The organism is Shimazuella sp. NTD247, assembly GCF_059510415.1.
Window position 1 is genome coordinate 254,417 of sequence record NZ_JCAJZU010000001.1, and the last position, 12,904, is coordinate 267,320.

Annotated in this window: 11 protein-coding genes and 2 pseudogenes; 11 read left to right on the forward strand and 2 right to left on the reverse strand. The window is 38.0% G+C overall.

Translation table 11 applies throughout. The features are described from left to right. Nucleotides 1-2 precede the first annotated feature (2 nt). From AC5WOC_RS01205 to AC5WOC_RS01220, 4 genes are all read left to right on the forward strand, one after another. Nucleotides 3-584, forward strand: a complete 582-nt coding sequence (locus AC5WOC_RS01205; RefSeq protein ID WP_496053580.1) for a TetR/AcrR family transcriptional regulator — start codon at nt 3-5, stop codon at nt 582-584. Nucleotides 585-730: 146 nt separating this feature from the next. Then, nucleotides 731-1,714 carry a fumarylacetoacetate hydrolase family protein gene (locus AC5WOC_RS01210; protein WP_496053581.1) on the forward strand — a complete coding sequence of 328 codons (984 nt, stop codon included), beginning with the start codon at nt 731-733 and terminating at the stop codon, nt 1,712-1,714. 35 nt (nt 1,715-1,749) lie between these two features. Then, nucleotides 1,750-2,625: a VOC family protein gene (locus AC5WOC_RS01215; RefSeq protein WP_496053582.1), complete on the forward strand. Its 876-nt coding sequence runs from the start codon at nt 1,750-1,752 to the stop codon at nt 2,623-2,625. A 38-nt stretch (nt 2,626-2,663) separates the two neighbouring features. Further along, entirely contained in the window at nt 2,664-4,262 is a 1,599-nt protein-coding gene (locus AC5WOC_RS01220; protein ID WP_496053583.1) for a bifunctional 3-(3-hydroxy-phenyl)propionate/3-hydroxycinnamic acid hydroxylase, read from the forward strand. Between the two features lie 326 nt (nt 4,263-4,588). Here the strand turns inward: AC5WOC_RS01220 and AC5WOC_RS01225 are convergent. Then, a pseudogene (locus AC5WOC_RS01225) lies at nt 4,589-4,731 on the reverse strand (cupin domain-containing protein); the annotation flags it as partial. A 1-nt stretch (nt 4,732) separates the two neighbouring features. On the opposite strand from AC5WOC_RS01225, the pseudogene AC5WOC_RS01230 reads away from it, so the two are divergent. Beyond that, a pseudogene (locus tag AC5WOC_RS01230) lies at nt 4,733-4,915 on the forward strand (oxidoreductase); the annotation flags it as partial. 869 nt (nt 4,916-5,784) lie between these two features. On the opposite strand, the gene AC5WOC_RS01235 reads toward AC5WOC_RS01230, so the two are convergent. Further along, nucleotides 5,785-6,204, reverse strand: a complete 420-nt coding sequence (locus AC5WOC_RS01235; RefSeq protein WP_496053584.1) for a hypothetical protein — start codon at nt 6,202-6,204, stop codon at nt 5,785-5,787. Nucleotides 6,205-6,646: 442 nt separating this feature from the next. Between AC5WOC_RS01235 and AC5WOC_RS01240 the strand changes: the two genes are divergently transcribed. The 6 genes from AC5WOC_RS01240 to AC5WOC_RS01265 all read left to right on the forward strand — a co-directional run bounded on the left by AC5WOC_RS01240 (nt 6,647) and on the right by AC5WOC_RS01265 (nt 12,899). Then, nucleotides 6,647-7,705: an alpha/beta fold hydrolase gene (locus AC5WOC_RS01240; protein WP_496053585.1), complete on the forward strand. Its 1,059-nt coding sequence runs from the start codon at nt 6,647-6,649 to the stop codon at nt 7,703-7,705. A gap of 229 nt (nt 7,706-7,934) precedes the next feature. After that, nucleotides 7,935-8,897 (forward strand): mannose-6-phosphate isomerase, class I, encoded by a 963-nt coding sequence (gene manA / locus AC5WOC_RS01245; RefSeq protein ID WP_496053586.1) that lies wholly within the window; start codon nt 7,935-7,937, stop codon nt 8,895-8,897. A gap of 121 nt (nt 8,898-9,018) precedes the next feature. Then, nucleotides 9,019-10,956, forward strand: a complete 1,938-nt coding sequence (locus AC5WOC_RS01250) for a BglG family transcription antiterminator (protein ID WP_496053587.1) — start codon at nt 9,019-9,021, stop codon at nt 10,954-10,956. Between the two features lie 16 nt (nt 10,957-10,972). Beyond that, nucleotides 10,973-11,449, forward strand: a complete 477-nt coding sequence (locus tag AC5WOC_RS01255; protein WP_496053588.1) for a PTS sugar transporter subunit IIA — start codon at nt 10,973-10,975, stop codon at nt 11,447-11,449. After that, entirely contained in the window at nt 11,442-11,756 is a 315-nt protein-coding gene (locus AC5WOC_RS01260; RefSeq protein ID WP_496053589.1) for a PTS fructose transporter subunit IIB, read from the forward strand. Before AC5WOC_RS01255 ends, AC5WOC_RS01260 begins: the two co-directional genes overlap by 8 nt. A gap of 27 nt (nt 11,757-11,783) precedes the next feature. Next, nucleotides 11,784-12,899, forward strand: a complete 1,116-nt coding sequence (locus tag AC5WOC_RS01265) for a PTS fructose transporter subunit IIC (RefSeq protein ID WP_496053590.1) — start codon at nt 11,784-11,786, stop codon at nt 12,897-12,899. The last annotated feature ends 5 nt before the right edge of the window (nt 12,900-12,904 follow it).

Sequence of the window (12,904 nt, forward strand, 5' to 3'; positions counted from 1 at the left end):
TGATGGGTTCAAATACGGATAAACGAAGCAAAATTATGGATGTAGCCCTGATTCTATTTACGGAGCGCGGCTTCGATGGAACTGCTGTCCCTATGATTGCCAAGAAAGCGGAAGTTGGGGCAGGAACCATATATAGATACTTTGAAAGTAAAGAAAATCTAGTGAATGTCCTTTTTCAAGATTGTGTAAAGCGTTTCATTCAAGCTTTAAAAGGTGGTAATCCTACGTTAACCGAAAATATACAAGAACAATTTCAGTACTTGTTTTATAGCATGGTTAAATTTGCGGAGGAAAACATTCATGCACTTTACTTTATTGAGACACAAAATAATGCGCATTATTTAGATGAGAAAAGCAAAACAATTTTTCAAGAGATATTAAATATTATGTATGAATTTTATGATAGAGGAAAAAAACAAGGCGTTATTCGTCCACTTCCATCTGATGCTTTAAATATAATTGTTTTTTCGACTATTGTCGGTCTATATAAGTTGATACGTATTGGTAAACTGGAGGGAACACCTGAACTGTTTGCTGATGTAGAGGCTGCTTGCTGGGATGCGGTTCGGAAACATGAGGTTTAGCTAGGTTGTTCAATAGCGATTTAATGTCCTTTATTAAAGAAAAGAATCTATTCATTTTTCACCTTAAATAGAATGGATTTTTTTATCTAGCAAACGGAATGAACATTCATTCCGTTAAAACAAGAAAAAAGAAAGGAATGGTTGACATGGGACTACAGATTGTTCGATTTAGACGTGAGCAAGAAATAAAATGGGGTGTCATAAAAAATAGAGATATCAGAGTTCTAACAGGACAATACGATTCCTTAGCTAGCTTTTTAAAAGAAGGTGTAAAGGAAGCGAGAACAATTTACAACCCAGAGAACACAAACGAACTAGAATCGATTTTATTTGAAGAATCAACGGAGAAAATCACCTTACTGAGTCCAGTTACAACACCAGCTCGTGTTATTTGTCAGGGTGCCAACTATTCATCGCATCGAGAAGAATCAGGAATAAATGCGGACCGCCCACCTTTTAATTTACTTTTCAATAAAGCAGATAGTTCGCTAATTGGGGCATATTCAACGATTATTAAACCTCCACATGTAAAACTGTTAGACTATGAAATCGAACTTGGTTTGGTCATTGGAAAAGATATTTCAGCTAGCGAAAAAATAACAGATGATAATTTAGCTGAGTATGTAGCTGGTTTGGTGATAGCAAATGATATTTCTGCACGTGATGTTCAAATTTCTCAGGGCCAATGGATGAAAGGAAAAAGCTATCGCACTTTCTGCCCTACAGGTCCCATCTTGTATCTGTTTGATCAAGATGAGATTCAACAAATACACGACCTAGAGCTAAATTTATGGGTGAATAATGAACTGCGCCAATCTGCAAATACAGGTCAATTATTGTATAAGCCAGCTGAAACCTTACAAGAAATATCCGAGATTCAAGATGTGTCAATAGGGGATTTGGTTCTCACCGGAACACCAGGTGGTGTAGCAATGAAACTTGGAAAAGAGACAGTCTCTCAATTAGCAAATCCAACTCTTTCCGATAAAGAAAAATGGAAGATCTTTATGCAAAGTCAATTGGAAAATAATCGATATTTAAAAGATGGAGATTTAATCCGCTCTCAGATCAGAAGCGCCGATGGAACGATTTATTTGGGAGAGCAAATTAATCGAGTGGTTTTTGCGTAAAAATCAAATCAAATACTTCGATGAGGTGATTACAGATGATTAAGGTATTTCGATTAGCTTATGTGGATTTCGCTAGTACTGATGCAGAGAGATTAATCGCTTATTATCAAGATATTATGGGGTATCATCTTACTCACAAGGAAAATGGTACCGCTTACATTAGCAACGGGTTAGATCATCACAATGTAGTCATTACACCATCTGATGCAAAAGGTGTCCGCACTTTTGGCTATCAATTACAGGGAGAATATTCTCTAGAAGAAGTTCAAAAAGAGTTAGCAAAGCATGGTATTTTATCTGAAATCAAAAAAGATAGTATACCTGGGGTCAAGGAGTTGCTGGAGCTGAAAGATCCCGAAGGGCATACGATTCATCTATTCCATCAATTAGAGTATGTCTCACCTGGATTTGGAAACACAGGTATTGTTCCATTGAAACTAGGTCATGTGGCATTTCTTGCCAAGGATCTAAAGAAAACACTAGCTTTTTATCAAGAGGTACTAGGCTTTTGGCTGACCGATCAAATCGCAGGATTGGCCAATTTTCTTACCTGCAATCAAGATCATCATGTTGTAAACATTGTTGCAGGGAAGGAAACAAAATTACATCATGTTGCTTTCCAACTGAAAGATGCAAGCCATCAATACAACAGTTCAGACTGGCTTGCTAAAAACGGATATCCCATTCTTTGGGGACCAAACCGTCATACAGCTGGACACAATATAGCAACCTACCATTTAGACACAGATAGCAATGTTATTGAACTATATACCGATATGGATGTCTATATTCCAGAGCTTGGTATCTTTGAACCGCGCCCATGGCATACCGATTTACCTCAGAAACCTAAAAATTGGACCGGAATAACTACTTGGGGTACTGAATTTAAAGTTGATTTAGGAGACGTTTAATATTTGCTGAAATACACTTTCCGAAGGGGTGAATCAAGATGCATAATCAAGAGTATGATGTTTTGATTATTGGTTATGGACCTACAGGACAAACTTTAAGCACTTTGCTGGGAAAAATGGGTCATCGAGTAGCTGTGGTCGAAAGATGGCCAAGCATCTTTCCGCTCCCTAGAGCTGCTGTGTTTGACGGTGAAGTTATGCGTATATTTCAAGCACTTGGGATTACAGACACGATTAAGGACAAATTATTTCCAACAAAAAGGTATAAAGGGATAGGCCCAGAAAACGAAACATTATTCCAAGTGAATTTAGATAAGGTTAGCCCTACTGGTTGGTACCCCAATTATTGTATGTATCAACCCGATGTAGATAATGCGACGGATCAAATCATTCGAACATTACCTAACGTCGACATATATCAGAGTTGGGAAGCTGTTAATCTTACAGAGCATAAAGACTCGATTAGTGTAAGGCTTCAAAAAATGAAGCAAGTTAGAATCGGAGAATTAGAAAGGGAAGACGAATTTGTTACGCTTCAAGCAAAGTATGTGGTGGGAGCAGACGGTGCCAACAGCCTTGTAAGAAAAGCAATTGGAACGGAGTTGGAGGACTTGGGTTTTGAGGCAAGATGGTTGGTAATAGACTTTAAGCCCAATGATCCTGATATGAACATTGATGATCTTTGGGGTGCTTATCAATTTATCAATCCTCAACGACCTTATACGTTTATCCGAAGATTGGGTGTAGAACATGTTCGTTTTGAATTTATGCTGTTTCCCGATGAATCATCTGAAGTGATGAGTACCAAAGAAACAGCATGGGAGTTAGTGGCCGATCGGCTGAGACCAACAGATGGAGAAATCATCCGTCAAAGTATTTATACCTTCCGATCGATGCTAGCTGGCGAATGGTATCGAAATCGACTGATTATTGCGGGCGACTCCGCCCATTTAACGCCACCATTTTTGGGACAAGGGCTTTGTGCCGGGGTAAGAGATGCAATGAATTTAGCCTGGAAACTAGACCTTATCCTACAAGGAAAGGGAGATGAATCACTGTTTAAACTCTATACCTTAGAACGCAAATCCCACGTTCGAGACATTATAAAAACTGCTATAGAGATTGGAAAGTTGATTTGTCTACAATCTTTGGAGAATGACTTTCTATCAAAGTCTCCCATACCTAAATTTGGATTTACTGAACAAACCATGGTTGATCTATTTACTCTTAAACAAGGAATGTTATATCGCGAGGATAAACAGATTCCAATCGTTCCAGCTGGTATATTTTCCGTTCAAGGAAATGTTTCTTATAGGGGAAAGACAGGATTATTTGATGATATAGTAGGTTGCGGATGGATGGTTATCACTTCAACTCCCATACCAACAAATTTATTTTCGTCGAAGCAACAGGAAATAGTGAAAAAACTAGATATGCAATTTGTACATGTTACATCAGAAGAGAATACATCTGCAGTAACGGATAAGGAAAATATTTATACCCAGTTTCTAAATGAGCATAATCTGGAAGCAATCTTGATTCGTCCTGACTTTTATATTTTTGGCGGTGCTCGTTCAGTAAGAGAGCTGCCAAAAGTAGTGGATAGTCTTAATGAGCAACTACAACTAAATTATTGACGAAGATAAATTGATAATAGTAGTTAAATTATTTTATTGGGGTCTCGCGATCCTTAAAATTAGCTAATAATATTTAGGGAGTCTGGTCACATCTCTGGTCACACACTATTGATAACATAATTGAGACTCTCCACGACTTTAGTCGTGGAGAGTCTCAAAGAGGAAATTGGATTAAGCAGTAGTAACAGATTTGATAAATTAAGATAGATAGTAGAAAAATATTTTCTTTTTCTTTTGGTGAGTATGGCGATAGGAAAAACCAGAGAACAGATATAAAAATGAAAGGTTTAATAAGGCATCGAATCGATTAATTCGATGCCTTATTTTTATAATTTACTATACCATTTATCATCGACTGGTTCTAACCAATCCGTTTTTCTCCTGGTGTTATGGCTAAGTGAACAAACCAACTATCTTTTGTTGCACCATGCCAATGCTTTACATGTGACGGTATATTTACTACATCCCCGATCAACACGGAATTGTTGGATACGATTACGGATGAGAATGTTTCAAAAGGTATGACTGCGTTGTATGAACAATATGGTATTTCACCTGATCGAGTTGCCAATGTTGTTGCATTTGCGATTGATCAACCAGAAGATACGAACGTGAATGAGTTTACAATTGGACCAACAAGTCAACCTTGGTAATAATTACAAGATCAGATAAAAACGAAGCTGTCAAATTTTAAAAGCTCAGGCTGTTGAGATCTTCTCGACAGCCTTTTAATTTTTTTCAAATACAAGTTAATGAAAAAAATCTCTTATGGGATAAAAAAGTACTCTTGGAAAGAACCCCTTATATCAGAAATCTGAATAGTGCATATTGTTGAGGTGTAAGTTCTAGAATCTATATAACTGATAAAGAACTTGAAAATTTCGCTGTGATTTCTTTTAAATACATATTTGCAGCAGCAGAATAAACTTTATGTTTTTCCATACCATATTTAAGCCATATATAAGAACTTTTGTCTTTTCATTTTGTTTAAAACCTCATTTGACTACATAAGATTTATACGCTTTTAAAACCCTTTCTTTTTGACTCTGATTTGTTCATAGCTTGATCAAAATTTCTAGCAAGATCTTTTTGCATATCTGGGAGTACATGGCTGGACATACTTAATGTAATCCCTACATCAGCATGTCCCAAGGGCATTTTCCAACGCAGTAGAAAATGCGATGACAGAAGCTGAAATACGAGTTGCAGCTCTTATTGCACAATCAGCAAAAGAGAACTGACAAGCGGCTGCGTGGTGGCTAGAATGGAAGTATACGGTTAGTTGGGGCAGGAAGACGCAACACGAGGTTACAGATAAAGACAGTAAACCTGTGGAGACTAGAAGCAAGGAAAATATTATTAAAGAAAATCACGGTATTGGTTAATCGAGTTAGTTAGTGAATAAAATGGTATTACAATACAGTGCCCCCATATTATTCGATCATCCTTAGTAGGATATGTTATAAATGGGGGCATACCATCACCAAGTCTCACTCAACCTCTCGATGGGAGTGAAGGTAACTTAGTCCTTGGTGAAGTCCTGAAAGGTGTACATCCAGAAATCATCATCCCGACAGAAGACATACAGCGTGTCATCCTTCGACGAGTAGTACCAGAAGCATTTGCCATCCTGGATTTGGGTGGCGTCGTACCAGTTGTGCTTCTGATCATTCCTTGAGACAGAGATCTGGACGATCTCTGGCAGTTCTCCGCCAAAGTGATCGCGCACATTAATGGGGAACCTCTCCCGAGGGGATTTGAAAATGTGCTCATCGTTGAGATTATACCAGGCAAAGTCCGTGAGGATGTGAGTGACCCGATGAAGGTAGGTGTAGTTCCCACTGTACTTCCATTTATCCTCCTGAATCTCTGTGATGATCTTGGTCGCCTTCTCCTTGATGATCTCGGTCGGGTCCTTCTGACCAAAGGGCGTAGAAATCATGGTAGTTCCTTGTGTTGGTGACGGTTATTTCTTTTTCCAGTATAGCATCTTTCATTGCAGAATCCAATGAATAGGAAGGCACGAGGAAACCAGATCTGGTTGGGAAGAGAAAAAATTAGTAATCAATTCATAGTACACAAAGAGGGACTTATAGGTATTTTATAAGTCTCTTTTTTGTTATGATATATTACTAGTTTGAAGTTCAAGTAAAAGAATTTTTACTTCTTTTTTCCGTATATATAAAAGAGAATATAGATAATATTATTTTTTAAGATAGGATAATTATCTTTATTTGTAAAATTATATATGTGCCGGTTATTAGTTCGTTATACTCTGTGTTAAATCACTCCTTGAAGTGAACGAAAATCAATATCTTGTACAAAAAGAGCGGAGGAATAAAGTATGGAAAAAGTAACCTTTAAAAATTTTACGCAATCTAACATTGGTAGGTAACTTTTATCCATCCTCTCCCGAAAACATTATTATCTTGTGTCATGGTTTTACTTCTGACAAATTCTCTAAGGGAGGTTTGATAAGATTCGCTAATGCTTTTCAGCAGTTAGGGTACAGTGTCTTAGCTTTTGATTTTAGTGGCTGCGGGGAAAGTGATAATGAAAGATTAACCATGGCGACACGGATCGATGATCTACATGCTGCTATTTTATTCATAAAATCCAAAGGCTTTAGTTGCATTGCCCTTTATGGGCATAGTTTGGGTAGCAGGGTTTGGTTAGAATGTTACATGGATCGAATTGTCACGATCGTTTTAACAGAGGCATTAACAGGAGAGGCGAAATTTCTTATCGCACAGGGAATTGGCTTTTTTATAAGATTGGAGCTAAGAGAAATGAAGGTTATTATTTTTGGGGCTACAGGTATGATTGGTCAAAGTGCGTTACGTGAATGTTTACTGGATGACAAGGTTCAAGAGATACTTACTGTCAGTCGTAAGCGCACGGATCAACAGCATAAAAAATTAAGACAGATTGAACTTGAAAACGTTGCAGATCTATCGGAAATAGAACAGGAATTAACAGGATTTGATGCTTGTTTTTTCTGCCTTGGGGTATCTTCTGTCGGGATGAAAGAAGAGGAATATAAAAGAATTACATATGATATTACGCTGTCCGCAGCAAACACATTAGCAAGATTGAATCCTCAAATGACATTTATTTATGTTTCTGGAAGCGGAACAGATAGTTCTGAAAAAGGACGTTCGATGTGGGCAAGAGTGAAGGGAAAGACAGAGAATGATTTACTGCGTCTACCTTTTAAAGCTGCCTACATGTTTCGCATAGGTGCCGTCATTCCAATGAATGGTGTGAAATCAAAAACAAAGTTGTACCAATTCGGTTATGATATTATGAAGCCTTTTTATTCACTATTTTTAAAGTTTAATGGTGTTATTACATCAGAACAAGTGGGAAAAGCCATGATACGAGTAGCCAGAAACGGTTATTCTAATCCTGTTATTGAAAACAGCAAGCTTAAAACTTTGTGAACGTAAGAAATTATTCATAAAAAAGAGCCGATTTCCCTTGATATACAAGGGGGGTTGGCTTTTTGTTTTTGTTTAACTCCATTTGAATTTGAAACGATTATTAGGAGGGGTAAATGGTAAGAAACAATTTGCAGTTTTTAATCCCTTTATTCTTGCTGACAATCTCCCATATCAACTCTTTTATACTTCAAAGTATAGAAGACTATCACACCAGTAGGAAGAAGGGAGCATGTTGCATTCACAACCAATATTTCTAGAGCCTATTTTTCAAGAGCGGATTTGGGGTGGTCGTAGTCTGGCAAAACTTTTTGATTATCCCCTAAAGTCATCAAAAGTAGGAGAATGCTGGGGGATTTCAGCTCATTTACACGGGAGTAATGTAGTGAGAAACGGGATATTTAGCGGAATAACATTACGCGAACTCTGGGATAATCATCAAGAAATATTTGGTTCACCAAAAATAAAAGATTTTCCACTTTTAGTGAAAATATTAGATGCACATGAGGATCTTTCGATTCAAGTGCATCCTGATAATGTATATGCTCAAAAAATAGAAAATGATTTAGGGAAAACAGAATGTTGGTATGTAATTGATTGTGAAGATGATGCGAAATTGGTTTATGGACACCATGCGAAAACAAAGTTGGACTTATTGCAGATGATAAATAATAAAGAATGGAAAGATCTCATTCGAGAAATTCCTATTCAACCAGGAGACTTTTTTTATGTGCCAAGTGGTACGATACATGCACTATGTGCGGGGACAATTGTATTAGAAGTACAGCAGAGTTCAGATGTGACATATCGGCTGTATGACTATGATCGTATGGATCAAAACGGTCATACTAGGGAGCTGCATATCCAAAAAGCGCTAGATGTTATCACGGTCCCAAATCCAGATGTAAAATCATCGATTAAAACAAATTTTGAATCGGGTGGACGGGTGCAGACTTTGTTACAAGGTGAATTTTTTTCTGTTTATAAGTGGGGAGTACATCATTCTCTAAAACTATCTGCACATAATCAATATATATTAGCAAGTGTAGTGAAGGGTGAAGGGATACTCAGACAAGGGAAAGAGTCGTATCCAGTTAAAAGAGGAGATCATTTTATTCTCCCTTATGGTTATGGAGAATTCACTTTGGAAGGAAAATTAGATATTATTGCCGCAACTCCTCCAGCGTGTTACTAATCTTTTTTTATGGATAATACTTATAGAATATGACCTTGTTCTGCAGGAATGAATCCCTTACATCATGTGGTATTTCCAATGGAGAATGTTCGTTACAATATAATCAAAGATGGTGTTATACATGAGCACACTTTCTGATAGAGGCAAACAAATTATTTACTGTTTGTTACAATCCAATCCCCATACTACAGTGAAAGAATTAACCAAACAGGTGAAGGTTTCTGAAAGAACCATCTCCAAAGAGTTGGACATTATTTCAGATTATATTCAAGATTATGGTTTGATCTTAAAGCGTAAACCCAAAGTTGGCATATGGATTGAGGGAGATGATAAAGCCAAATTAAATCTTCAGCGGGAGCTTCCTGTAACATGGAGTTCGATTCCAAATACTGCTCAAGAACGGCAAACTTTTATTATACTGCGACTGCTGGAAACGAAAGAATACCTAACGATGAATTGGTTTGCAGATGAACTTTTTGTAAGCCGAGCAACGATTGAGAGAGATATCCCAGAAGTAGAAAAAAAACTCAAGTCGTATGGATTACAGTTAGAGAAACGGCCAAATCGCGGTCTGCATCTTTTAGGTGCTGAAAAAATGCGCCGAGAATTGTTTTCTGCTCTGATATCTGGTCATGATGAAGATGATTCATCATTAGGGGAGAATACTGCCTATAGTCATACCAATATAAAAAATTTGTTTCAAAATATTAATTTAGATATTTTAGAGAATCGTATTCGAGAATGTGAAGATGAACTTGGCTATCGATTTTCTGATTTTGCTTTTCATGCTCTTCTCATTCACCTGGCTATTGCAATCAGTCGGATTCGCGAAGGAAATCAAGTCGTTATTGAACAAAGTGAGTCAGCCAAGTTAAAACAAGAGCGGGAATATGAAATAGCGATACAACTAATTGAGAAGTTGTCTAGCGATTATGAGATTCATTTTCCGGATGCCGAAGTAGATTATGTGACCATACATTTACTTGGAGCGAAAATTCAGGCTGATGTTTTCGTTAATCCAGTAATTTCACCTTACTACTCGATTGTAATGGAGATGATCGAAGCTGCTTCCGAGCGTATTCAGATCAATTTTTCAGATGATCCCTCTTTGTTGAATGGATTGTTAATCCACATGCGCTCTGCAATCAATCGTTTGAGGCATCAAATGCCGATTCATAATCCTTATACCAGAAAAATTTATGAGCAATATCGCATTTCCTTTGAAGCAGCTGTCGCGGCTTGTTCCATCTTAGAAAAGAAATGGGATTTAACAGTAGACCGTAATGAAATTGCTTACATCGCTATGCATTTTGCTGCTTCATTAGAGCGCTTAAAAGAGAAGGACCCCGTTTTACAAGTAATTGTAGTCTGTAGTACTGGAGTGGGGAGTTCCCAGTTTTTAGCAGCGAAATTGCGTCGACATTTCCAACCAGCTCTAAAAATTATTGCAATTGTATCTATGTCAAATTTGCCAAAAGTTATGCAGGAACACCATCAAGTAGATCTTGTCATTTCAACTATTCCATTGGAATTAGATGCTATCCCGATCGTGCAGATTTCACCTTTACTTACAGAAGATGAGTTTCAACAGATTGAGAAAACGGCTAAAAGTATTCAAGCAAATTCAGAGAGAAAACAAGCGATGCAAAAGTTTCTTGCTTTGATTGATCCAAAGACCATTTGGGAGGAATTAGATGCATCAACGAAAGAAGAAGTGATCCAGCAAATGGGGAGTCTTTTGGTTCATCAAGGATATACCACTGCTGAGTATATAGAAAGCGCTTTAAAAAGAGAGACAGTAGCTTCTACTGCAATAGGAAGTTTTGCAACACCACATGGTGATCCTCTTTATGTGAAGCGTTCTGTCATCGCAGTAGCAAAGTTAAAGAAAACGGTAGATTGGGATGGACAAGAGGTAAAGACGGTTTTTCTGTTAGCTATGGGTTCTGAGATAATGGAGCAATTACCGACCATTTTCGATGCCTTCTATGATTTCACACAAGACGAAGAAAACTTAGAACAATTTCTTTCCGGTCTGACTAGATCAAATCTCAGATGAATGGATGAGAGCAGTTATGAATATAGAACGATTATTTAAAAAAAACCTCATAAATATGCATTTGAGAGCACAAACAAAACAAGAAGCCATAAGTCAATTGGTTGATTTATTAGACAAAAATGGAAAATTACTAAACAAGCAAGCTTATCAATCCGCTGTGTTAGAGCGTGAAGCAGATGGAACAACGGGAGTGGGAAACGGGATAGCTATCCCACATGGAAAATCCGCTGCTGTGAAGGAAACATGTTTGGTTGTTGGAAAATGTGAGACATCTGTCGAATGGGAATCACTGGATGAGAGACCGGTTGATTTGATTTTCTTGTTAGCAGTAAGAGAAGAAGATCAAAACGATGTACACTTGCGAATGTTAGCACAACTAGCAGAGCTTCTGATGGAAGAACGTTATGTGAAAGCATTAATTCGTTCTGAATCAATGGAAGAATTAATCTCGTTATTGACCAAACAACAAAAGGTGGAGAGTTCAGATGCGTAAAAAAATTGTTGCAGTGACTGCTTGTGCTACTGGAGTTGCTCATACATTTATGGCAGCAACTGCATTGAAGAAGGGTGCTAAAACATTAGGGCATCTGATAAAAGTGGAAACACAAGGCGCACTTGGGATTGAGAATAAGATTACTTCCAAAGATTTAGAAATTGCGGATGTGGTAATCATGGCAGTGGATACAAAAGTCCGGGAAGATCAACGTTTTGAAGGAAAAACAGTACATCATGTTTCTGTTAGTGCTCCAATTAAAGATGCAAAAAAAGTAATTGAAGATGCTTTGAATCTAATATCATAATCACCTAGATAAATGGGAGGGTTTACCATGTCAATCAAAACATTAGGTTCTGAATTGAAGCGTCATTTGCTCACAGGTGTGTCTTATATGATTCCACTTGTAATCGCCGGAGCAGTGATCATGGCTTTTGCACGTGTGGGTGCTAGTTTCTACGGAATAAAAGATATATGGGATGCTTCATATGCTCAAAATGCAAGCGGTTTCATCAAACTTCTCCACAGTTTAGATGGTTTTGGTGGATCGGCGCTCAGTATGATGCTGCCAACGATTGCAGCGTTCATTGCGTTTTCCATTTCGGACAAGCTCGGTATTGCCCCAGGTTTAGTTGCAGGACTGCTTGCCAGAGATTTAGGATCGGGATTTCTTGGAGCACTCGTTGCAGGTCTAATCGCGGGTTATAGCTGTCTCTTGATCAAAAAATATGTAAAATTACCGGCTGTTGCTTCATCGATTGTCCCTGTTTTTCTTATCCCTGTATTTGGTACTTTAATTTCGGTCTTATTAATTAATTATGTTGTAGGAATCCCACTTGCTGATTTAAACCACTGGCTGGAAGCTTGGCTCAAAGGGATGTCTGGAGGAAACAAAATCGTAATGGCATTGGTTGTTGGAGCTATGGTTGGATTTGACTTAGGTGGACCAGTAAACAAAGCTGCTGTTACCACTGCAATGGCGTTACTAACATCTGGAGTATTTGAACCAAACACAGCAGCTCAAGTAGCGATCATCGTTCCTCCACTCGGAATGGGAATTGCTACCCTTATCGCTAAACGTAAGTATAATCGAGAGTTGCGAGAAGCAGGTCGTTCTTCGCTCATTATGGGTCTTGTCGGTATCAGTGAAGGAGCAATTCCTTTTGCAGTAGAATCACCTGGGAAAGTCATACCGATCAACGTGATTGGTTCGGCATTAGCCGCTGCACTTGCAGTAGGAATCGGTACGGTAAACGAAGCACCTATCAGTGGGTTTTATGGATGGCTTACGGTACATCAATGGCCATTATATGTTCTCTCCATTGCGATAGGAGCCTTCTTTATCGGTGTAACAACTGCCTTGCTGCGGAAAGAACAAGCACAGTCAGATGAAAATTTTGATGATGATCTAGATGCTGCATGGGACGAAGAAGTGAATGCAAAGGCTTAAAAATA